The sequence below is a fragment of the Methyloversatilis sp. genome, from assembly GCF_051861465.1.
Taxonomy (GTDB): domain Bacteria; phylum Pseudomonadota; class Gammaproteobacteria; order Burkholderiales; family Rhodocyclaceae; genus Methyloversatilis.
Genome location: NZ_JBHYCQ010000003.1, coordinates 280,794 through 301,318 on the forward strand (window position 1 = coordinate 280,794; position 20,525 = coordinate 301,318).

General features: G+C 66.0%; 20 protein-coding genes and 1 other RNA gene. 12 read left to right on the forward strand and 9 right to left on the reverse strand.

Annotated features, from left to right (window positions below; all coding sequences use genetic code 11):
• Window positions 1-78 precede the first annotated feature (78 nt).
• Window positions 79-576 (forward strand): CIA30 family protein, encoded by a 498-nt coding sequence (locus ACTIFF_RS06000; protein ID WP_257078997.1) that lies wholly within the window; start codon window positions 79-81, stop codon window positions 574-576.
• A 9-nt stretch (window positions 577-585) separates the two neighbouring features.
• Here the strand turns inward: ACTIFF_RS06000 and ACTIFF_RS06005 are convergent, their stop codons facing one another.
• The 3 genes from ACTIFF_RS06005 to ACTIFF_RS06015 form a co-directional block, all read right to left on the reverse strand.
• Window positions 586-717 carry a hypothetical protein gene (locus ACTIFF_RS06005; protein WP_257078996.1) on the reverse strand — a complete coding sequence of 44 codons (132 nt, stop codon included), beginning with the start codon at window positions 715-717 and terminating at the stop codon, window positions 586-588.
• Window positions 718-815: 98 nt separating this feature from the next.
• A complete protein-coding gene (gene msbA, locus ACTIFF_RS06010; RefSeq protein ID WP_439536011.1) occupies window positions 816-2,564 on the reverse strand; it encodes a lipid A export permease/ATP-binding protein MsbA in 1,749 nt (582 codons plus the stop codon).
• 44 nt (window positions 2,565-2,608) lie between these two features.
• On the reverse strand, window positions 2,609-3,190 hold the full coding sequence (locus ACTIFF_RS06015; protein ID WP_439536012.1) for a histidine phosphatase family protein: 582 nt from the start codon (window positions 3,188-3,190) through the stop codon (window positions 2,609-2,611).
• A 214-nt stretch (window positions 3,191-3,404) separates the two neighbouring features.
• Here ACTIFF_RS06015 and ACTIFF_RS06020 point away from each other — a divergent pair, with 214 nt between their 5' ends.
• From ACTIFF_RS06020 to ACTIFF_RS06065, 10 genes are all read left to right on the forward strand, one after another.
• Window positions 3,405-3,659: a hypothetical protein gene (locus ACTIFF_RS06020; RefSeq protein WP_439536013.1), complete on the forward strand. Its 255-nt coding sequence runs from the start codon at window positions 3,405-3,407 to the stop codon at window positions 3,657-3,659.
• Window positions 3,660-3,792: 133 nt separating this feature from the next.
• Window positions 3,793-3,987 carry a hypothetical protein gene (locus tag ACTIFF_RS06025; RefSeq protein WP_306477320.1) on the forward strand — a complete coding sequence of 65 codons (195 nt, stop codon included), beginning with the start codon at window positions 3,793-3,795 and terminating at the stop codon, window positions 3,985-3,987.
• Complete coding sequence (locus ACTIFF_RS06030) at window positions 3,984-4,301, forward strand: cell division protein ZapA (RefSeq protein ID WP_069038708.1); 318 nt, start codon at window positions 3,984-3,986, stop codon at window positions 4,299-4,301. Before ACTIFF_RS06025 ends, ACTIFF_RS06030 begins: the two co-directional genes overlap by 4 nt.
• A gap of 36 nt (window positions 4,302-4,337) precedes the next feature.
• A non-coding RNA gene (gene ssrS / locus ACTIFF_RS06035) (6S RNA) lies at window positions 4,338-4,519 on the forward strand.
• Window positions 4,520-4,852: 333 nt separating this feature from the next.
• On the forward strand, window positions 4,853-6,379 hold the full coding sequence (locus tag ACTIFF_RS06040) for an acyl--CoA ligase (RefSeq protein WP_439536014.1): 1,527 nt from the start codon (window positions 4,853-4,855) through the stop codon (window positions 6,377-6,379).
• 54 nt (window positions 6,380-6,433) lie between these two features.
• Window positions 6,434-7,438, forward strand: coding sequence for a Bug family tripartite tricarboxylate transporter substrate binding protein (locus ACTIFF_RS06045; protein ID WP_069038706.1), 1,005 nt, complete (start codon window positions 6,434-6,436; stop codon window positions 7,436-7,438).
• Window positions 7,439-7,543: 105 nt separating this feature from the next.
• A complete protein-coding gene (locus ACTIFF_RS06050) occupies window positions 7,544-8,053 on the forward strand; it encodes a tripartite tricarboxylate transporter TctB family protein (RefSeq protein ID WP_439536015.1) in 510 nt (169 codons plus the stop codon).
• 30 nt (window positions 8,054-8,083) lie between these two features.
• Window positions 8,084-9,580: a tripartite tricarboxylate transporter permease gene (locus tag ACTIFF_RS06055; protein ID WP_439536016.1), complete on the forward strand. Its 1,497-nt coding sequence runs from the start codon at window positions 8,084-8,086 to the stop codon at window positions 9,578-9,580.
• A 98-nt stretch (window positions 9,581-9,678) separates the two neighbouring features.
• Window positions 9,679-10,683, forward strand: a complete 1,005-nt coding sequence (locus ACTIFF_RS06060; RefSeq protein WP_439536017.1) for a 2-dehydropantoate 2-reductase — start codon at window positions 9,679-9,681, stop codon at window positions 10,681-10,683.
• A 116-nt stretch (window positions 10,684-10,799) separates the two neighbouring features.
• The gene (locus ACTIFF_RS06065; protein WP_439536091.1) at window positions 10,800-11,615 is read left to right on the forward strand and encodes a sulfite exporter TauE/SafE family protein; all 816 of its coding nucleotides are present in this window, start codon (window positions 10,800-10,802) and stop codon (window positions 11,613-11,615) included.
• A 13-nt stretch (window positions 11,616-11,628) separates the two neighbouring features.
• Here ACTIFF_RS06065 and ACTIFF_RS06070 read toward each other — a convergent pair whose 3' ends face one another.
• Both ACTIFF_RS06070 and mgtE read right to left on the reverse strand, forming a co-directional pair.
• Window positions 11,629-12,156, reverse strand: a complete 528-nt coding sequence (locus ACTIFF_RS06070; protein WP_439536018.1) for a hypothetical protein — start codon at window positions 12,154-12,156, stop codon at window positions 11,629-11,631.
• Between the two features lie 12 nt (window positions 12,157-12,168).
• The gene (gene mgtE, locus ACTIFF_RS06075) at window positions 12,169-13,611 is read right to left on the reverse strand and encodes a magnesium transporter (protein ID WP_439536019.1); all 1,443 of its coding nucleotides are present in this window, start codon (window positions 13,609-13,611) and stop codon (window positions 12,169-12,171) included.
• 163 nt (window positions 13,612-13,774) lie between these two features.
• On the opposite strand from mgtE, the gene ACTIFF_RS06080 reads away from it, so the two are divergent.
• Window positions 13,775-15,787, forward strand: a complete 2,013-nt coding sequence (locus ACTIFF_RS06080) for a ribonuclease catalytic domain-containing protein (RefSeq protein ID WP_439536020.1) — start codon at window positions 13,775-13,777, stop codon at window positions 15,785-15,787.
• A 95-nt stretch (window positions 15,788-15,882) separates the two neighbouring features.
• Here ACTIFF_RS06080 and ACTIFF_RS06085 read toward each other — a convergent pair whose 3' ends face one another.
• The 4 genes from ACTIFF_RS06085 to ACTIFF_RS06100 all read right to left on the reverse strand — a co-directional run bounded on the left by ACTIFF_RS06085 (window position 15,883) and on the right by ACTIFF_RS06100 (window position 20,524).
• On the reverse strand, window positions 15,883-17,571 hold the full coding sequence (locus ACTIFF_RS06085) for a CorA family divalent cation transporter (protein WP_439536021.1): 1,689 nt from the start codon (window positions 17,569-17,571) through the stop codon (window positions 15,883-15,885).
• A gap of 23 nt (window positions 17,572-17,594) precedes the next feature.
• Complete coding sequence (locus ACTIFF_RS06090) at window positions 17,595-19,139, reverse strand: glycosyltransferase family 39 protein (RefSeq protein WP_439536022.1); 1,545 nt, start codon at window positions 19,137-19,139, stop codon at window positions 17,595-17,597.
• Between the two features lie 225 nt (window positions 19,140-19,364).
• Window positions 19,365-20,144 (reverse strand): ChbG/HpnK family deacetylase, encoded by a 780-nt coding sequence (locus ACTIFF_RS06095; RefSeq protein ID WP_439536023.1) that lies wholly within the window; start codon window positions 20,142-20,144, stop codon window positions 19,365-19,367.
• Window positions 20,141-20,524, reverse strand: coding sequence for a GtrA family protein (locus ACTIFF_RS06100; RefSeq protein WP_439536024.1), 384 nt, complete (start codon window positions 20,522-20,524; stop codon window positions 20,141-20,143). The genes ACTIFF_RS06095 and ACTIFF_RS06100 overlap by 4 nt, the downstream gene beginning before the upstream one ends.
• Window position 20,525: the final 1 nt, after the last annotated feature.

Below are 20,525 nucleotides of genomic sequence, written 5' to 3' on the forward strand. Positions count from 1 at the left end.
GGCGGTCGGGCAGACGGGTTGGGCGATGCTTCGGCGCGCGGCGATTGCCCGCGGCGCCAAGCACCTTACAATGCGCCTATGGCGCGCAAACTATTTGATTTCGGCAACGCCGGCGCAGTCGATGACTGGTCGCCGATCGATGATGGCGTGATGGGCGGCATGTCGCGCAGCAGGCTGCGGCCCGACCCGGCCGGGCACGCGGTATTCGAAGGCATCGTGTCGCTGGAACGCAACGGCGGCTTCGCCTCGGTGCGCGCCCAGCCCGGAAACATCGCCGAAGCGGGTGCGACCCACTACGCGCTCGTGGTGCTCGGCGACGGCAAGCGCTACAAGCTCAGCCTGCGCTGCGACGACGATTTCGACGGCCTGAGCCACCAGATCAGCTTTGAACCCCCGGCCGGTCAGTGGGCCACCGTGCACCTGCCGGTGGCGGCGTTTCGCGCCACCTTCCGCGGTCGCAACGTGATGGGTGCGCCGCCGCTCGACCCGTCACGCGCACGCCAGATCGGCCTGATGATCGCCGACCGTCAGGCGGGCACCTTCTCGCTCGGCATCCGCGCGATCCGGGTCGAATGAACGTCGTGCTCAGTGCGGCTTGATCAGCGGCTGCATCAGTTCGGACGCATTTTTCTTCGCCTGCTTGGCGGCCTTCTTTTCCTTCGGTGTCGACGCCGGCTGCTTCTTCGTCGCCTTCACGCTGTTTCGTTCCTTGCTCATGGTGTGACCTTTCGAGTGCCGCCGGCGCAGTGGGCGCGCGGCTCGGCCCGACCACTATAAGCCGATGCGGCCGTGTGGCGGGAAATGACGGGTTCGGCTCAGTCGCCGCCGAGCTGGGAGTGGTAGAGGTTGGCGTACATGCCGCCGGCTGCCAGCAGCTCTGCGTGGCGACCGATCTCGGCGATGCGCCCGCGGTCCATCACGACGATGCGGTCGGCCCGTTCGATCGTGGACAGCCGGTGTGCGATGACCAGCGTGGTGCGGTTCTTCATCAGCACTTCGAGCGCCGCCTGCACCTGCCGCTCCGATTCGGTATCGAGCGCCGACGTCGCCTCGTCGAGAATGAGCACCGGCGCGTCCTTCAGCAACGCGCGCGCGATCGCCAGCCGCTGGCGCTGGCCGCCGGACAGCTTGACGCCGTTTTCGCCGATCAGCGTGTCGAAACCTTCCGGCATGGCCTGGATGAAATCGAGCGCGTAGGCCGCGCGCGCGGCGGCCTCGATGTCGCCGCGATCGGTGTCGCGCAGCGCGCCATAGGCGATGTTGGCCGCCACGGTGTCGTTGAACAGCACCACGTCCTGGCTCACCAGCGCCATGTTGGCCCGCAGGCTGGCCAGCCGGATGTTCTGGATGTCGTGACCATCGAGCAGGATGCGCCCGCTGCCCGGCGTATAGAAGCGCGCCAGCAGATGGGCCAGCGTGGTCTTGCCGGAGCCGGATGCGCCGACCAGCGCCACCGTCTCGCCCGGTGCAATGGCCAGATCGATGTGCTGCAGCACGCGTTCGTCGCGTCCCGGATAGCCGAAGCCGAGCTGGTCGAAGTCGATGCGTCCCCGCGCACGCTCGATTTCGACCGTCCCGGTGTCGCGCTCGGCCTGTTCGTCGATCAGCTGGAACACGCTTTCGGCCGCCGCCAGGCCGCGCTGCAACGGTGCATTGACGTCGGTCAGCCGCTTCAGCGGCGCCAGCAGCATCAGCATGGCGGTGACGAAGCCCATGAAGCTGCCGACCGTCGTGCGATTGCTCGCCGAGTCGTGCAGCGCCACCGCGATGACGATGCCCAGCGCCATCGCGGTCAGCACCTGGGTCATCGGCGACACCAGCGATGCGGCGACGATGTTGCGCATGTTCTGCCGCCGCTGCTTGCGGCAGGCCGCATCGAAACGGCCCATTTCATAGTCCTGGCCGCCGAAGATCTTGACCACCTTGTGCGCCTCGATGGTTTCTTCCAGCGTGTGCGCGATGCTGCCCATGGCGGTCTGCGCGCCGCGCGCCGATTCGCGGATGCGGCGCGAACTGAGGCGCACCACGATGGCGATCAGCGGCAGCATGCCGAGCACGATAAGCGTGAGTTTCCAGTCCAGCCACAGCAGCCAGGCCAGCAGGCCGGCCACCGTCAGCGTGTCGCGCACGAACACGGTGATGACATTGGTCGCCGCCTGCGTCACACCCTGCACGTCGTAGGCGACCTTGGAAATCAGCGCGCCGGAGTTGTGGTTGTCGAAGAATTCGGTCGGCAGGGCCAGCAGGCGGCCGAACATCGCGCGGCGCAGGTCAAGTACGACGTTGTTGGCGGCCCAGGCGAAGGCGTAGTCGGCGATGAAGCCGAAAATGCCGCGCGCCGCGAACAGCGCGACGATGAGCACCGGATAGAACCACACGGCATCCGGGTCACTGCCGCCGAAACCGCCGTCGAGCAGCGATTTCATGATGGCCGGAAAGACCGGTTCGGCGGCCGCCGTGAGCGCCATGCAGAGCAGTGCAACGGCGAAAGCCACCCAGTAGGGACGCACATAACCGAGCAGGCGCACATAGATCGCGCGGCTGGAAACCTGGACTGAAGTCATGGCGGGTCAGGTACGGAGAAGCGCGGATTATAGGTGCAGCCCGCTCAGCGGTTGAATGCGCGCAGTTTGGCGCCGAGCGGACCGATTGCCAGGTGCGTCAGGTGGCCGAAGTCGAATTCGAGGTTCAGCCAGCGCTCGGGCGGCAGACCGAGCAGGGTGCCGGTCAGCGCGCGCATCGGCCCGTTATGACCGACCAGCACCAGTGCGTCGGTGCCGTGCCGGTGCGCCTCGAAGGCGGCCCACACACGCGCGGCCATGTCGGCGTACAGCTCGCCGGACGGCGCCCGGAAGTCGATCAGGGCATTGCCCCAGGTGTCGAAGCCGTGCGGCGGAATGTCGCTGAACGGCTTCATTTCCCAGTCACCGAAGTCGAGTTCGCGCAGCCGCTCGTCTGTTTCGACCGCCGGATCGAGGGCGTGGGCCAGCAGGCGCGCGCGTTGCAGCGGACTGCTGACGGTGCGCACGTCGGCCGGCAGGAGCAGGCGCAGTCGGTCGGCGCAGGTCACCGGATCTTCGGCGACGTCCAGGTCCGTCACGCCATAACAGAGCCCTGGCGCCACGGCAGGCTTTGGATGACGCACCAGATAGAGCTGGAGCGGATCACTCAAACGGAACATTCCGCTCATGGTGTGCCGCCTGTGACAACACCTGAACAGGCCGGCGCGCGGGCCCGAGTCGCAGCGCTGACACACTGTGCTGAGCTTGCGATCCACTGTGCTGCGCCGCAAAAATAAAACACGATTTTCTTCACGATCCAATACTGGCGCGGGGTTGAAAGAGTTGTTGCAGTGCACTACATTCAATTCAACAACTGCTTTTTAACTTGCTGGGAGCTTCATCATGAAAACCACTGCACTCCGTATCTTGCTTGCTGCGAGCCTTTCACTTTCGGCTTTTGCGGCATCTGCCGACACCGCCGAGTCGTCGAAGGCGGTCGGACACCCCGAAGATTACAAGGTGTTCATCGATGCCAAGACCGGCTACGCCTTCGTGCGTACGCCGTCGCGCTGGGTATTCACCCGCAAGGTGGATGGCGGCCGTGTCGCCGAAACATCCACCGACAAGCGCATCGATACGGCAGAACTGTCGCGTTGATCGCACGATCCGGCGGGTTTGACCCCGCCGCTCACCGGAAAAAGCCACTCCTGCGAGTGGCTTTTTCTTTTGCGCTGCCGCCCGGTCGGCGCTTGTCTTGACCGCCCGATGGGCGCCCCCCTATAGTTCGCCGATGGACCACGATATCAATCAACTGGGCGACCGCCTCGACATCCTGCTGGGTCGATTCGGGGCGCTGCACGATGAAAACATCGTCCTGCGCAACCGTGTGGCGGCGCTGGAAGGCGAAAACAGGGTGCTCGGCGACAAGATCGAAGCGGCGCGCGAGAAGGTGAGCAGTCTGCTTGAAAGGTTGCCACAGGAATGAGTCGCGAACCCGCGCAGGCGGAAACCACTGAAATCACGATACTCGGACGCGAGTACCGGGTGCAATGCCGGGAAGGTGATCGCGACGCGCTGAACGCATCGGTCGAACTGGTCGAACGCCGCATGCGCGATCTTGCGGAAACGACGCGCGCGTCCGGCGAACGGCTTGCGGTGATGTGCGCGCTCAATCTGGCACACGAAATTTTTCAGATGCAGGCGACCGGCGGTGTTGATTTGGTGCCGCTGCGGCGTAGAATAAATTCCATGCAATCGCGCATCGAAGAGGTGCTTTCCAGTCAGGAAAAGCTTTTCTAGATGTCGGTCGCGTCAGGGCTGAACGCCCTGAGCATCAATCCCCTGCGGTGTTCGCCAAGGTCATAGATTCCTTGAACCAATGTTGATTGGCATGAGGTCGCGAACCTAGGACGCCGCTGTTGTGCCGGCCCTTCACGGGCTGGCCTGATGCGGCAGGAACGCAGCCGCTCTGAACCCTCGGTTCAGGATGCCGGCCTAGCGACATGCGCGGGGGTCCCCCTTACCGACAGCCCACCACCCCGGGCGCGCGGTACGGTCACCGAGGTGACCGCCTCTGGCTGTGGATGAGACACATCGCAGCCCAGGTCTTGTGGCTTATCTGCCACAGACTGCTCCAACTCAGTGCCTTTGCAGCAAAGTTGTGCATAAGCTGACCGATTGAACCGGGCATCGCTTGAACGATCGTTCGTTATGAACGAAACTCACGAGCCCCGTTGTTTTGCTTTTGCGGAACAGTGCTTGCCCGCGGTGACGTGTCGGCTTGCGTCTGCGGAACCCCGAAGCGCGCCCTGTGCGGCTTCCTGAATTTCACACTGTCTTACGGAGTCTGTATGTCGGCCACTTCCACGCTGATCGAGCTGTTTTCCACCGGTGCCGATGCATCCGTCGCGCTGTCCGCGCCGGCACGTTCGGACCTGAGCTTCGGTCAGCTGCGTGCCCTGATGGCACGCACCATCGCGCGCCTGAACGCGCTCGGCATCGGCCGCAACGATCGCGTCGCCATCGTGCTGCCGAACGGCCCGGACATGGCCAGCGCATTCATCAGCATCGCCGCCGGTGCCACGGCCGCCCCGCTCAACGCCGGCTATCGCGCGGAAGAATTCGAGTTTTACCTGTCCGATCTGAACGCCAAAGCGCTGGTGGTCGATCGCGGCAGCGTGTCACCGGCCATCGAGGTGGCGAAGAAGCTGGGTGTGCGCGTCATTGATCTGGTGGCGCAGGACGCCGCCGGAGATTTCGCGCTGGAACCGCGCGAAGCGGCCGACGTGCCCGCACCGGCGCACCCGGGCAACGCCCAGCCGGACGATGTGGCACTCGTGCTGCACACCTCGGGCACGACCTCACGTCCGAAAATCGTCCCGCTGACCCAGCGCAACGTGTCGGCATCGGCGCAGAACATCTGCGCGACGCTCGCCTTCACCGAAAAGGATCGCGGCCTGAACATCATGCCGCTGTTCCACATCCATGGTCTGATCGCCGGCATCATGGCGCCGCTGTCCGCCGGTGCGTCGGTGTTCTGCACGCCGGGCTTCGACGCGCTGAAGTTCTTCTCCTGGATGGATGAAGCGCATCCGACCTGGTACACCGCGGTGCCGACGATGCACCAGGCCATCCTGTCGCGCGCATCGCGCAACAAGGAAACGATTGCCCGCAACCCGCTGCGCTTCCTGCGTTCGTCGTCGTCGTCGATTCCGCCGCAGGTCATCCGCGAGCTGGAGGAGGTGTTCGGCGCACCGCTGATCGAGGCCTACGGCATGACCGAGGCGTCGCATCAGATGGCGTCCAATCCGCTGCCGCCGCGCGCGCGCAAGCCGGGCGCGGTCGGTCTGGCGGCCGGTCCCGAAGTGGAAATCATGGACGACGACGGCAACATCCTGCCTGCGGGCGAGATCGGCGAAATCGTCATCCGCGGCGCCAACGTGACGCCCGGCTACGAGAACAACGAGAAGGCGAACAAGGAAGGTTTCACCCACGGCTGGTTCCGGACCGGTGACCAGGGCAGCAAGGACGCCGAAGGCTATCTGTCGCTGACCGGCCGTCTGAAGGAAATCATCAACCGCGGTGGCGAGAAGATTTCGCCGCGCGAAGTCGACGAAGTGCTCATGGACCACCCCGCAGTGGCGCAGGTCGTGACCTTCGGCATCCCGCATCCGAAGCTGGGCGAGGAAGTCGGCGCCGTCGTCGTGCTGCGTGAAGGTCAGAGCGCGACCGACAAGGACATCCAGGCTTTCGCCGCGACGAAGCTCGCCGACTTCAAGGTGCCGCGCAAGATCCTGTTCATGGACGAAATTCCCAAGGGTGCAACCGGCAAGCTGCAACGCATCGGGCTGGCACAGAAACTGGGTCTGGGTGTCTGATCCACGACCTTCCCCGCAGTACTGTCATCAACAATATCCACTGAGGAGAGTGCAATGATCGAGTTCAAGAACTGGGCCGCAAGAGCCCTGGTGTCTGCGGTTGCAGCGATCGGTCTGACCGGTGCGGCACACGCTTGGGAACCGACCAAGCCGGTCGAGTTCGTCGTGCCGGCCGGCACGGGTGGCGGCGCCGACCAGATGGCCCGTTTCATCCAGGGCATCGTGGCCAAGAACAAGCTGATGGAGCAGCCGCTGGTCGTCGTCAACAAGTCGGGTGGCGCGGGTGCCGAAGGCTTCCTGGAGGTGAAGGGTGCCAAGGGCAATCCGCACAAGATCATCATCACGCTGTCGAACCTGTTCACCACGCCGCTGGCGACCGGTGTTCCGTTCAATTGGCGTGACCTGACGCCGGGCGCGATGCTCGCACTCGACCAGTTCGTGCTGTGGGTGAATGCCGATGCGCCGTACAAGACCGCCAAGGAATACATCGACGACATCAAGGCCAAGCCGGCCAGCACGTTCAAGATGGCCGGTACCGGTTCGAAGCAGGAAGACCAGATCATCACCGCGATGATCGACAAGGCCACCGGCAAGAAGATGATCTACGTGCCGTTCAAGGGCGGCGGCGATGTGGCGGTGCAACTGGTTGGCGGCCATGTCAATTCGACCGTCAACAACCCGATCGAAGCCGAAGCCCACTGGCGTGGCGGCAAGCTGCGCCCGCTGTGCATCATGGACACCGAAAAGCTGACGTACACCGAAAAGGTGACCGACACGCAGTCCTGGGCTGACATTCCGACCTGCAAGAGCGCCGGTGTGCCGATCGAATACCTGATGCTGCGCGGCATCTTCCTCGCTCCGGGGGTCACCCAGGAGCAGGTTGATTTCTACGTCAATCTGTTCAAGAAGGTGCGAGAGACACCGGAATGGGCCGACTTCATGAAGAAGGGTGCGTTCAAGCAGACCTTCATGAGCGGCAAGGAATTCGCCGACTGGGTGGGCAAGACCGAAGCGATGCACTACGGCCTTATGAAGGACGCCGGCTTCCTCGCCAAGTAATCCGCCTCAAGCATGTCAGGAACACGGGCGGGTCATCCCGCCCGTGTTCATTTAATCGCCCGCCGCAAAGATGCATGCGCCCTGTTTTCATTCTGGAGATTCGTGATGGAGCGATCCGAGGAAGCCGCTGAAGCCGGCTTGTCCAACCGCTGGCCGGAACTACTGGTCGCGCTGTTCCTGTTCGTCATGGGAATCATCGCGGTCATCGACAGCATCCGCGTCGGCATCGGCTGGGAAGAGGGCGAAGGCCCGCGTGCCGGCTACTTTCCGTTCTACATCGGCTGCATCCTGCTCGCGTCGAGCGGCTGGATCCTGGTCACCGCGCTGATGAAGTTCAAGCGCGCGCAGCCGCAGTTCGCCACCTGGACCGAACTGCGCTCGGTGATGCAGATGCTGGTTCCGCTGACCGTCTACGTGGTGGCGGTCGTGTTCCTGGGCATCTACCTGTCGTCGTTCGTGCTGATTGCCTTCTTCATGAAGGTGCATGGCAAGTTCGGCTGGCTGCCGACCGCGATCACCGCGCTCGGCGTGCCGCTGGGCGCTTTCCTGCTGTTCGAGCGCTGGTTTCTCGTGCCGCTTCCCAAAGGTCCGATCGAGCTGATGCTCGGTCTGTGACACCACAAGAACTGATCCTCCGAGACCGAGATGGAAGAACTCAACAACCTCATGCACGGGTTCAGCGTCGCCATGACGCTGCCCAACCTGGGCTTCATGGTGCTCGGCATCACGCTGGGCATCCTGATCGGCGTGCTGCCGGGCCTGGGCGGTGCCAACGGCATCGCCATCCTGCTGCCGCTGACTTTTTCGATGGACCAGACCTCGGCCATCATCATGCTGTCCTGCATCTACTGGGGCGCACTGTTCGGCGGGGCGATCACTTCGATCCTGTTCAACATTCCGGGTGAGCCGTGGTCGGTCGCAACCACTTTCGACGGCTATCCGATGGCGCAGCAGGGCCGTGCCGGCGCCGCACTGACGGCGGCATTCACGTCCTCCTTCGTCGGCGCTTTCTTTGCGGTGCTGCTGATCACCTTCCTCGCGCCCCTCGTGGCGCGATTCGCGCTGAAGTTCGGTGCGGCGGAAATGTTCGCGGTGCAGATGCTCACCTTCTGTTCCTTCGTCGGCATGAGCAAGGAACCACCGGCCAAGACGCTGGCCGTCATGGCGCTTGGTTTTGCACTGGCCGCGGTCGGCATGGATACGGTGACCGGTACGCTGCGCATGACCTATGGCGTGACCGAACTGCTGAAGGGCTTCGACTTCCTGATCGCGGTCATCGGCCTGTTCGGCATCGGTGAAATCCTGCTCACCATGGAAGAAGGTCTGGCCTTCAAGGGCAAGAGCGCGAAGATCCAGCTCGACGTGGTGCTCAAGACCTGGAAGGAGCTGCTGCGCTACTGGCGCACGTCCATCCGTTCGGTGCTGGTCGGCTGCTGGATGGGTGTCACGCCGGGCGGTGCGACACCGGCCTCGTTCATGGCCTACGGCCTGGCCCGTCGCGGTGCGAAGGACAAGGACTCGTTCGGCAAGGGCAACATCGAAGGGGTCGTGGCACCGGAAACCGCGGCGCACGCGGCCGGTACCTCGGCCCTGCTGCCGATGCTCACGCTGGGCATTCCGGGTTCGCCGACCGCCGCCGTGCTGCTGGGCGGCCTGCTGATCTGGGGCCTGCAGCCCGGTCCGCTGCTGTTCACCGAAAAGCCCGACTTCGTGTGGGGCCTGATCGCATCGATGTATCTGGGCAACATCGTCGGCCTGATCGTCGTGCTGACCACGGTGCCGTGGTGGGCGGCCATCCTGCGCATTCCGTTCTCGGTCATCGGCCCGATCATCATCGTCATCTGCGCGATCGGCGCCTACACGGTGCACAGCTCGATCTTCGACGTGGTGATGATGCTGGTGTTCGGTGTATTCGGTTACCTGTTCAAGAAGCTGCGCTATCCGCTGGCGCCGCTGGTGCTCGCCCTGGTGCTGGGCGACATGGCCGAATCGAGCTTCCGCCAGTCGATGCTGCTGTCGCAGGGCAGTCTGTCGATCTTCTGGGCGAATCCGCTGGTCGGCGGCCTGATGGCGCTGTCTTTCGTGATGCTGCTGTGGCCCATCGTGCCGGCGCTGAAGCACTATCTGCGCCGCCGCGCGTGACCTGAAACCGCCGCGCCCGCCGCACGACGGCCGGGCGCGGCTGGCGGCGGCGCGACCGGTATCCGGCGTGCCGCCGCGCCCTCAAGGGAGATGAAAAGATGAAGATTGCAGTCGTTGGCGCAGGCGCCATCGGGGGTTATCTGGCCGTGAAGCTGTCGCGTGCCGGCAATGAAGTCACCTGCATCGCGCGCGGCCCCAACCTCGCCGCCATCCAGGCGAAGGGCATGTCGCTGATGCTGGAAGACGGCACGGTCGAGCACGCGCCGGACATCCGCGGCGTGCAGAAGATGACCGACGCCGGCGTGCAGGACGTGATCCTGCTGACGCTCAAGGCGCATCAGGTGAAGGATGTCGCGGCCGACATGCGCGCGCTGTTCGGCCCGGACACGATGGTCGTGACGATGCAGAACGGCATTCCGTGGTGGTACTTCCACAAGCTGGCCGGCGATCACGAAGGCACGCCGGTCACTTCGGTGGACCCGGACGGCATCGTCGCCGCGAACATCGAAGTCGAGCGGGTCATCGGCAGCGTGGTGTATCCGGCGTCCGAACTGGTCGAGCCGGGCGTCATCAAGCTGATCGAAGGCAACCGCTTCACGCTGGGCGAGCTGGATGGTTCGCGCTCGCCGCGCATCGAGGCGCTGTCGCAGGCCATGATCGCCGCCGGCTTCAAATCGCCGGTGTCGAAGGACATCCGCTCCGAAATGTGGGTGAAGCTGTGGGGCAATCTGAGCTTCAACCCGATTTCGGCGCTGACGCACGCCACGCTGGAAGACATCTGCCGCTTTCCGCTGACCCGCGAACTGGCGGCCAACATGATGCGCGAGGCGCAGTCGGTCGGCGAAAAGCTCGGCGTGGAATTCAAGATCGCGCTCGACAAGCGCATCGCCGGCGCCGAAGCGGTCGGCGCGCACAAGACTTCGATGCTGCAGGACGTCGAAGCCGGCCGCCCGCTCGAATTCGAGGCGCTGGTCGGTTCGGTGCGCGAACTGGGCCGCATCACCGGCATTCCGACGCCGAACATCGATGCGGTCTATGCGCTGGTGTCGCTGCTGGCGCGCACGCTGTCGGACAAGCGCGGCAAGCTGGCCATCGCCGGTTGACCCGGCGCGCTGCCGTCACAGGGCACCTGCGGGTGCTCTGTGTGTTTCTGCGCAACGCGGACTTTGCGGTCGCACTGCGGCCTGTGTTCAGATAGCGATTTTTGCAGCGCACCATGATGTTCTTCCCCGATACCGAATTCGTGCTCGCCGGCCTGTTGCTGGGCACCGTCACAGGCTTCCTGGCCGGATTGCTGGGCATCGGCGGCGGCGCTCTGCTGGTGCCGATGCTGGTCAGCCTGTTCGAACGGCTGCACGTCACGCCCGACCACATCCTGCATCTGGCGCTCGGCACCTCGATGGCCGCCATCGTCGTGTCGGCCGCGATCAGCCTGCGCACGCACCATGCGCATGGCGCGGTCGACTGGCCGACCGTGCGCACGATGACCATCGGCGTGCTGATCGGCACCCTGTTCGGTACCTTCATCGCGCGCGAAGTGTCGACCCAGGTGCTGTCGCTGATCTTCGCGGTGTTCATCGGCTACGTCGCACTGACCATGCTGATCGGTTTCAAGCCGAAGCCTGCCCGTCAGTTGCCCGGAGCAGGCGGTTTGATCGCGGCCGGTGGCGGCATCGGCGTGGTGTCGGCGCTGGTCGCCATCGGCGGCGGCGCGCTGACGGTGCCCTTCCTGACCTGGTGCAACCGCGACATCCGCCAGGCCATCGGCACCTCGGCCGCGCTCGGCCTGCCGATCGCGCTGGGCGGCACGGCCGGCTACATCTTCAATGGCTGGGGCGTGCCGGACATGCCGCCGCAGGTGCTGGGCTATGTGCACCTGCCGGCGCTGGTCGCCATCGTCGCGGGCAGCCTGTTCACAACACCGCTCGGCGCGCGCGCCGCACACCGGCTGCCGGTGCCGCTGATCAAGCGGCTGTTTTCGCTGCTGCTGGTCGCGCTGGCCGTGCGCATGCTGTGGAAGCTGTGGAACGCCTGATCCGCGCCGGGCGTCAGCGGCGATGGCTGGCCCGGGCGAGCCGCTCCACCAGCGCGTCCTGATCGGCGCTGCGGCCCGCTGCACCCATGGCCGTGAAGCTCACTGTCAGCTCGCCCACCTTCAGCATGCCCTGACGCAGCATGGAGAACGGCTCCGGCGTGATGTCGCCACCGGCGTCGAAGAAGTAGCCGGCGGGTGCGCTTGCCGGCACCGGTTGCAGCGGTGCATCGGCCGCACCGACCGTCTGGGCGGTGCGCGCTACGCGGGTGCGGATTTCATCCAGCGTTGACGGCGGCTTGCGATCGGCCGCCTTCCACACCGCAGTCACCACCCACTGTGCCTTGCCGTCGGGCGCCGACACGGTCAGGGTTGGCGGCATGCGCACATCGTGCCGACTTTCCTCGACGGTCCAGCTGTCCGGCACGCTCAGTTCGAGCGCGCCCGCTTCGGCACAGGTGATGACAAGTGCGCGGTCGGCCGCTTCGGCGCAGGTGCCTGCGATCATCAGGGCAAGGCTGGCAGTGAAGAGCCGGAGGCGCATGGACGTTCCCGATCAGAGCAAAACAAGGGTGGCCAGCCCGAGAAAGATGAAGAAACCGCCGGAGTCTGTGACCGCGGTGATCAGCACCGAACCACCGACAGCCGGGTCGCGGCCGAGCCGCGCCATCACCATCGGCACCGTCACGCCGATGAAGGCGGCCAGCAGGAGGTTCAGCGTCATCGCTGCGCTCATCACGGCGCCCAGCGCCCACGAATCGTACAGCCAGGCGGCCAGCAAGCCGAGCAGGCCGCCCCAGACGATGCCGTTGATCAGTGCCACGCCCATCTCCTTGCGATAGAGCCGGCGTGCCGCATCGGGTGCGATCTGGCCGAGCGCGATTGCACGCACGATCATCGTGATGGTCTGGTTGCCCGAATTGCCGCCGATGCCGGCCACGATGGGCATCAACGCGGCCAGCGCGACCAGTTTCTCGATCGAGCCTTCGAAGGCGCCGATGACGCGCGAGGCGAAGAAGGCGGTGCCCAGATTGATCGCCAGCCAGGCCCAGCGATTGCGCACCGAATCCATGATGGGCGCAAAGATGTCTTCTTCCTCGCGCAGGCCGGCCTGGGCCAGCAGCTCTTCTTCCGACTGTTCGCGGATGAAGTCCATCACCTCGTTCACCGTCAGCCGGCCGATCAACTGATCGTGGTGATCGATCACCGGCGCCGACACGAGGTCGTAGCGCTCGAACGCCTGGGCGGCAGATTCGGCGTCGTCCGACGCGTGCAGCACCAGCGGGTGTTCGCGCATCACGGCCGCCACCTCGACCTCGCCGTCGTTGATCAGCAGGGCGCTCAGCGACAGCACGCCGCGCAGCTTTTCTTCGCGGTCGACGACGAAGATCTGGTCGGTGTGATCGGGCAGTTCGTCGAACCGGCGCAGATAGCGCAGCACCACTTCGAGCGTCACGTCCTCGCGCACGGTGACCATGTCGAAATCCATCAGCGCGCCGACCGAGTCGTCCGGGTAGGACATGGCGGAACGCAGCTGTTCGCGCTCTTCCACGTCGAGCGCGCTGAACACGTCCTGCATGACCTCGGTCGGCAGATCGGGCGCCAGGTCGGCCAGTTCGTCGGCGTCCAGTTGTTCGACCGCGGCCACCAGTTCCTTCGGCTCCATCGCGTCGATCAGCGATTCGCGCACCGCGTCCGACACTTCGAGCAGGATTTCGCCGTCGCGGTCGGCGCGCACCAGATCCCACACCAGCAGCCGGTCTTCCGGTGGCAGCGCCTCCAGGATGTAGGCGATGTCGGCCGGGTGCATCGTGTCGAGCTTTTTCGTCAGCTCGCTGTGGTGCTGCTTGACGACCAGCGTTTCCACCAGATCGTGGCGCGGCATTTCCTGACGGTGCAGCAGGCTTTCGACGCGCTTCTGACGGTCGAGCAGCGACCTCACCTCTTTCAGGCGACGTTGCATTGCATCAAGCGGCAGGATTTCGTCGTGTTCGGCCACAGGGGGTGTCGTTCAGGCAGGGTGATCGGTGCAGCGGCTGGCAGGCGATTGTAGCCGCCGACCGTCCGCCGTCTCCGGGTTTTTGCCGCAATGCGACAACGCGCGGACCCCGGGCGGCGCTTATCCGCGATAATCGCGGTCCGAGTTCTTCCGTACCCGCTTCATGAATGTTCTTTTCGAAGAGGACGGCCACTTCCGCGCCGGCTCCGTGATGACCGACAGCGTGTCCTCGCTGCAGGTCGAACTGCCGAGCGGCAAGCGTTCAAAGGTGAAGGCGGCCAATGTGCTGCTGCGTTTCGCCAGCCCCGAGCCGGGCGTGCTGCTGGCTGCCGCCGAAGCGCAGGCGGCCGATCTCGATGCCACCTTTCTGTGGGACGTGTGCGGCGACGACGAATTCCCGTTCGAGGAACTGGCGCGCGAGTACCACGGTGCCGCACCCACCGCCGAGCAGGCCGCTGCCATCCTGCTGTGCCTGCACGCCGCGCCCGTCTACTTCCACCGCAAGGGCAAGGGGCGCTTCCGCAAGGCGCCGCCCGACATCCTGAAAGCCGCACTGGCCGGGCTGGAAAAGAAGCGGCTGCAGCAGGAGCAGGTCGATGGCTGGGTCGCCGAGTTGCTCGCCGGGCGCACGCCGCCCGACATCGCGGCCTGCAGCGCGCAGATCTTGTACAAGCCGGACCGCAACCGGCTCGAAACCAAGGCGGTGGAAGCCGCCGCCGCGTCGGCCGGCCTGTCGGTGGTCGGCCTGATGGCGAAGGCCGGCGCATTTGCGTCCAGCCACGAGTACCACCTTGGGCGCTTCCTGTTCGAATACTTCCCGCGCGGCACCGACTTTCCGACGCACGAGGTGCCGCCGGCCGGCGATCTACCCGAGGCCGGCGTGCGCGCCTTCTCGATCGACGACGCGACCACGACCGAAATCGACGACGCCTTTTCGGTGCAGCCGAAGGCCGGCGGCGGCTGGCGCATCGGTATACATATTGCGGCGCCGTCGCTCGGCATCCAGCCGGGTACGCCGCTGGGCGACATCGCGCGCAGCCGGCTGTCCACGGTGTACTTCCCTGGGCGCAAGATCACCATGCTGCCGGACGAGGCGGTCGATACCTACACGCTGCAGGCCGGCCGCAGCTGTCCGGCGCTGTCGCTCTACCTCGACGTAGAAACCGACCTGCGCGTCACGGCGAAGGAAAGCCGCATCGAACAGGTCGCCGTGGCCGCCAATCTGCGCCACCACGAAATCGAGCCGCTGTTCAACGAAGACACGATCACCGGCGGCGACTTGCCCGAATTCGAGTGGCGTGACGAACTGCTGCTGCTGTGGCGTCTGGCCGAAGTGCTGGAAGCCGGCCGCGGCAAGCCGTCGGCCAACGCAGGCCAGATGGACTTCAACTTCTACGTCGACTGGGCGCAGACGACGGAAGACGGCGAAGGCCGCGTCGACATCCAGCGCCGCGCGCGCGGCAGCCCGCTCGACAAGCTGGTCGCCGAACTGATGATCGTCGCCAACAACACCTGGGGCAGCGATCTGCGCGATGCCGGCATTCCGGCGCTGTATCGCGCCCAGGGTGCAGGCAAGGTGCGCATGACCACGGTCGCCGCACCGCACGAGGGGCTGGGCGTCGACTGTTACGCGTGGTCCACCTCGCCGCTGCGCCGCTATGTCGACCTGGTGAATCAGTGGCAGATGATTGCGCTGCTGCGCGGCGAGGAGCCGGTGTTTCCGCCGAAGTCCGAAGGGCTGTTGTCGGCGCTGCGCGATTTCGAACTGGCCTACGCCGCCTACGCCGACTTCCAGCGCGGCATGGAGCGTTACTGGTGCCTGCGCTGGCTGCGCCAGCAGGCGCGCGAAGGCCATACCGTGTGGCCGGCCATCGTGCTGCGCGAATCGCTGGTGCGGCTGGAGCATGTGCCGCTGGTGCTGCGTTCGCCCAGCCTGCCGGCGCGCGACCCGCGCTCACGCGTCGAGGTCGAGATCGATCAGCTCAATCTGCTCGACAATGACGCGCGCGCCCGCTGGGTGGGCGATCTGGCGGCACTGGCCGGTGCGGCACAGGTGTCCGAGGAAGAGCTGGCGGAAGAGATCGCCGAGGCGGAACTGCCGCCCGAGACGCCGGCGGCAGACGCGCCGGTGCCCGAGCTGCCGGTGGCCGCACCGGAGAGTGGCGAGGCGGACTGAGCGGGGTTTCGCACGGGGCAGCAGCCGGGAAGGGTGCAGCAGGCATGCGCCGGCGCGCAGCGATGCCCGACAGACCCGTCGCGCCGCCGGCCGCCTCAGGGCTTGCGCGCCCGCAGGTCGTTGCGCCGCCGTCCGGTCGGTCGGCCGCGCCAGATGCGCAGGAAGGATTTGAACTTCTGCCGCCGGGTCAGCGTGTCGTCCGACACCGCGTCGAAGAATTCCGACAGCGCGCTTGATTTCTTCAGCGTGTAGAAGGCGAGCAGCAACGTCGGTACGGTCACCACCAGCACGGCGCCGATCTTGCCGGCCAATGTGGCCGGCGGGCCGTCGAAGATGTTCATGCCGAGGAAGCCGGTGACGATGGTGCCGACCAGACCGAAGATGGTCACCACGGTGAGGCGCAGCAGGGTTTCGTTCTGGCGCCGGCTGTCGTCCGCTTCGAGGTAGTTGTCCATGTCCAGCACCTCGGCGCGCAGCTCGTTGTACAGCGCCTCGTTGCCGAGGTTGCGGGTCCACAGGTCGAACAGGTCCTTGGCCATCGACTGCTTCGATACCTCGCCGAACCAGTAGCGGTGGTTGAAGCGCAGGAAGATTTCCATCGTCTGGCGGATGCCGCGCTTGAAGCGGCGGCGCGAATCGACGTCGTCGGCGTCGAGCAGGCTGACCGCGACCACCAGCCGGTCCATCAGCATCAGCAGCGACGCGCGGTGGAAGTGCGCGATCAGGCCGATCAGGAAGTACTGGTGGCGGAACTCCGCCAGCAGGCCGTTCTGCGGGTCGGAATAGCCGGCCAGGCCGTGCTTGCCCACCATCACCATCGAGGGGCCGGTGCAGATGACGCGCGTGCTGGCGTTGTCGCTGCGCCGTGCCGGCACCCAGAAGCGGTCATAGCAGGCGGTGCGCTCGAACTCGTCCAACACCTGTTCCGAATAGGGCAGCGGATGACCGTCGTCCGGCTGCGTGGCCTGGCCCAGACGCACGAAATCCTCGCGGCTCAGCGCGAATGGATCGTCGAAGGACAGGAAGGTCATCTTCGGCAGCCGGTGGTATTCCAGCTGCCGGTAGCGGATGTCGCCGACCGCTTCCGAGTGGTGCAACACCATGGGCTGCAGCAGGTACGCCCAGTGGCGGCCGATGCACGAAGCGCGGTGTTCCCACGCGTGGCGCAGATAGCGTTCGCGGTCGCCGTAGTCGGATTCGGCCAGCACCGCGCCGTCGTGGCCGACCCACTGTACGGTACGCATGCATTGCGCCGCGCGGCCGTCCGTGTCGCCATGGCTCCACTTCGCCGGGAAGGCGCGTCCGAAGCGGAACAGCAGCTCCTGCACGCGCGCCAGCGGCAGGTCGTCGGCATGCACCTCCATCGCGAGGATGACCACATCCACGTCGTAAAAGAAGTACAGATCGATGTGCTGAACCGCGAGATCGAGCGTGCTGCCATCTTCGCAACCGAGGCGCACCGCGGCGACATCGTTGCGCCGGAACACGCGGATCGGCGATTCGCCGTAGCCGGGCTGAGTCGCGCTCGACCGCCCCTGTCCGTACAGGAAGCGCTGCACATGCGGCAGGAAGGTGACGAACTCGCGGTAGTGCCGCTCGTGGAAGTCGGCCGGCGAACCGGTGAATTCGTCGCGCTGTTCGCGCCAGGGATTGCCGTCGGTGATGGCGGCCAGGGCCTGCGGGTGGCGCTGCACCTGATCGCCGCTGCGCAGCGGCATCAGCCGCAGCGGCCACATCAGGATCTGGCGGAAATGTCGGGCAACCGGCGGATCGGTGCGGCTCATGGGCGATTCAATGGCAACAGACCCTAGCGCAGCAGCCGGCGCTGTTCCGCCGTCAGCATGCGCCGGTCCTTCAGCACGGTCAGCGGCAGGCCTTCGCGTGCCACCTGGCCGATGACGCGGCCGGCCAGCACGCTGTCGCAGTCCATGTGCGTGGTCGAAATGAAGAAGTCGGCGCTTACCCAGTCGCGGGTGATGATGAATTCCGGCCCGAGCCAGGCGTCGGCTTCGACCGGATCGGCGCACACCGCGACCCGCCAGGGCTCGGCCGGCCGGGTCGTGCCCTTCAGATGGTCGCGCAGCAGGCCGGTGGCTTCGCGCACGCCGTCCGACCAGTAATCGGCTTCCCAGCGCCCGGCCACTGCCGCCTCGAAGCCGCCGGCCAGCCGGTTGTAGTTGACATAGTGATACGGGTGCAGCCGCGCCAGCGCGACCAGCGGATCGAGCGTGCCGATCAGGCACAGCGCGATGAAGGCCGCCGCCAGACTGCGCGAGGCGCATGCGTGCCGCCACAGGGCGTACAACCCGGCGGCGGCGATGACCGCCAGCGGCGGCAGCAGGAAGGTGAAGTGGCGGATGCCGTTGTACAGCGCCGGCCGGGTCGCGATGGCCAGCGCCAGCGGCAACAGCGCCGCCAGAATGACCGTCAGCCAGGGCAGGTGCTGTCGCCACGGGCGGTGCCGGGCGGCCAGCGCCGGGGCGAATGCCGCCGTGAGCACCACGCTCAGGGCGGCGACGAGCCCGGCCAGCGCCAGTTCCGGCAGACGCACCGCAAGATAGATCGGCAGGTAGCTGCGCGGCACCTCGGTGATCGCCATGACCTGGCCGTCGAGCACGGTCTGGATCGCGAAGGTGACGTGCGAAAAGGTGGTCAGCGCCTTGATCAGATTGCCCGGCGCCTGTGCCGCCCACGGCCAGAACAGTGCGATCAGCGCCAGTGCGACCGGCAGGGCGGGCAGCAGCGCACGCAGCGAGCGGCCCAGATGCGCGAGTCGGGCGCGCCAGTCGCCGTCGACCAGCGCCATTGAGGCGAGCATGCCGAGCCCGAGCACCATGACGCCGAACACTGCACCGACACGCAGCCCGAAGGCGCAGCCGATCGCGACGCCCAGCTTCAGCACCAGACCGAGTGGCGGTGCCGGCAGGCGCGCCACGATGAGGGTCGTGTACCAGGTCACCCAGGCCATGCAGGCGGCAAACGGGATGTCCTTCGTGTGGGTGAACAGCGCGCCGCTCCACGCACCCGTGAGCATCAGCAGTGCCACCGCGATGCAGGCGGCGGTGTCGTTCAGCAGGTGACGCGCCAGCCGATACACGGCGATCATGCCGGCAAAACCGAATGCAGCCGACAGCAGGTGGCGCATGTCCCACACATTCATCGGCAGCACGCGTTCGAGCGCCGCAGCGATCAGGTCGAACAGGCCGCCATACAGATACAGGTCCTTGTAGTGGAAGGCCGACATGTCGGTCAGCCCGGACGCGTAGTAGTCGAGCAGCAGCCGGCCGTAGGTGTGCTGCACCCACTCGTCGTTGCTGATGCCGTGCTGGCCGAAGGTCAGTGCGATATGCAACGCGATGAGCGCGAACAGCGCGAGTCCGGTGGCGTGTGCAGTCAGGCGCGGGAGGCTTCGTGTTGCAGGGTGAAACGTTGTAGCGGTCGGTGTCACAGGGTGCATGGAGCGGGCCGGGAGACGGGTGCAGAGGCATAACGCGCTGCCTGCGCGCGCGCTGACAGGGCAGTCGATGAACGGGTTGGAAAGCGGGGCGTCAAGGGTGAGTGGCCGGATGCCAGCTGTTCACGGTCGCAGCGGCCCGATCTGAATACCGGCTGTCGCGAGCAGCGCCTGGAAGTCACTCCCGGCCAGCACGCGGTGTTCGATTGCGCGTGCGTGGCCGATCGGATCGCCCGGTACCGCCTGCGTTGCCGGATGGCACATCACCGCGTCGCCGTCATCGGCCGTGGCGAACCAGTGCGCCAGCCGTTTGCGGTAGCCAGCGGCGTCGCAGTCGAAACCGTAGGCGCCCAGCAGGCGCGGCATCACGCGGAAACCTTCGGCGCGCGCGCGGCGCACCAGCGCTGGCGCACCGAGCGCGGCAATGAAGCGCGGCTTGAAGCCGTCGCCCGGGTGCGCGCCGCTGATGCGCAGCCAGGGCAGCCGCCTGCCATAGCGCGTCAGCAGCACGTCGATCAGCGCGTCGCGGATCTGCGGCAGCTGGTGCACATGCTGGTGACCATCGACATAGTCCGGTGCGTGGCCCGTGGCGTCTTCGAACCGTGCGCACTGGGTGGCGATCTCGTCGCGCAGCGGCCTCTGATCGAGGCGGCGGCTCTGGCTCAGCACAATCAGCGGCCACAGGCGGCGGCGTGCCGGCGCGAATTCGGTGAAATCGAGGTGCAGGCCAAACCCGGCGGCGCTGTGGCGGGCGGCGATGCGAGTGGCCGCAGCCGGCCAGCCCGGCGCACGCGTCATGCAGGCTGCGCCGCTGAGACGGCGGGCGTCGATGAGCTCGAGCACCGCCGCATCGACGGCCGGGTGGTAGCCGTAGTCGTCGGCGGTCAGATAGACCGTCTTCATGCCGGCCGGTGTGCGAACGCCCAGTAGCGGCCGAGCACCCAGGTGCTGACGGCGACACACACCAGCACGATGGCCAGTGCGATCCACAGCGGCAGCGGCGTGTAGCGCAGCAGCGCGGCCAGCATCAACTGGTTGCCGAGGAAGGCGGTGCATGACACCGCCAGCAGCCGCGGCAGCGCCTGCCGGTGACTGGCCTGCGTGCCGGCGAACGAAAAGCGCCGGTGGCCGAGGTAGCTGACCGGAAAGGCGCACAGGAAGCCGATCAGGTTGGACCACGCCGGATCCATGGCGGTCGCGGCATCCACCGCCAGCGTGACCAGATAGTGCACGCCCGCGGCGCAGCCGCCGACGATGAGGAACAGCAGCACGGAGGCGCGCATG

What these genes read in the sequence shown, in the direction of transcription:
- ACTIFF_RS06000 (WP_257078997.1), top strand. Translation starts at nt 79, where the DNA reads ATGGCGCGCAAACTATTTGATTTCGGCAACGCCGGCGCAGTCGATGAC.
- ACTIFF_RS06005 (WP_257078996.1), bottom strand. Translation starts at nt 717, where the DNA reads ATGAGCAAGGAACGAAACAGCGTGAAGGCGACGAAGAAGCAGCCGGCG.
- msbA (WP_439536011.1), bottom strand. Translation starts at nt 2,564, where the DNA reads ATGACTTCAGTCCAGGTTTCCAGCCGCGCGATCTATGTGCGCCTGCTC.
- ACTIFF_RS06015 (WP_439536012.1), bottom strand. Translation starts at nt 3,190, where the DNA reads ATGAGCGGAATGTTCCGTTTGAGTGATCCGCTCCAGCTCTATCTGGTG.
- ACTIFF_RS06020 (WP_439536013.1), top strand. Translation starts at nt 3,405, where the DNA reads ATGAAAACCACTGCACTCCGTATCTTGCTTGCTGCGAGCCTTTCACTT.
- ACTIFF_RS06025 (WP_306477320.1), top strand. Translation starts at nt 3,793, where the DNA reads ATGGACCACGATATCAATCAACTGGGCGACCGCCTCGACATCCTGCTG.
- ACTIFF_RS06030 (WP_069038708.1), top strand. Translation starts at nt 3,984, where the DNA reads ATGAGTCGCGAACCCGCGCAGGCGGAAACCACTGAAATCACGATACTC.
- ACTIFF_RS06040 (WP_439536014.1), top strand. Translation starts at nt 4,853, where the DNA reads ATGTCGGCCACTTCCACGCTGATCGAGCTGTTTTCCACCGGTGCCGAT.
- ACTIFF_RS06045 (WP_069038706.1), top strand. Translation starts at nt 6,434, where the DNA reads ATGATCGAGTTCAAGAACTGGGCCGCAAGAGCCCTGGTGTCTGCGGTT.
- ACTIFF_RS06050 (WP_439536015.1), top strand. Translation starts at nt 7,544, where the DNA reads ATGGAGCGATCCGAGGAAGCCGCTGAAGCCGGCTTGTCCAACCGCTGG.
- ACTIFF_RS06055 (WP_439536016.1), top strand. Translation starts at nt 8,084, where the DNA reads ATGGAAGAACTCAACAACCTCATGCACGGGTTCAGCGTCGCCATGACG.
- ACTIFF_RS06060 (WP_439536017.1), top strand. Translation starts at nt 9,679, where the DNA reads ATGAAGATTGCAGTCGTTGGCGCAGGCGCCATCGGGGGTTATCTGGCC.
- ACTIFF_RS06065 (WP_439536091.1), top strand. Translation starts at nt 10,800, where the DNA reads ATGTTCTTCCCCGATACCGAATTCGTGCTCGCCGGCCTGTTGCTGGGC.
- ACTIFF_RS06070 (WP_439536018.1), bottom strand. Translation starts at nt 12,156, where the DNA reads ATGCGCCTCCGGCTCTTCACTGCCAGCCTTGCCCTGATGATCGCAGGC.
- ACTIFF_RS06080 (WP_439536020.1), top strand. Translation starts at nt 13,775, where the DNA reads ATGAATGTTCTTTTCGAAGAGGACGGCCACTTCCGCGCCGGCTCCGTG.
- ACTIFF_RS06085 (WP_439536021.1), bottom strand. Translation starts at nt 17,571, where the DNA reads ATGAGCCGCACCGATCCGCCGGTTGCCCGACATTTCCGCCAGATCCTG.
- ACTIFF_RS06095 (WP_439536023.1), bottom strand. Translation starts at nt 20,144, where the DNA reads ATGAAGACGGTCTATCTGACCGCCGACGACTACGGCTACCACCCGGCC.
- ACTIFF_RS06100 (WP_439536024.1), bottom strand. Translation starts at nt 20,524, where the DNA reads ATGCGCGCCTCCGTGCTGCTGTTCCTCATCGTCGGCGGCTGCGCCGCG.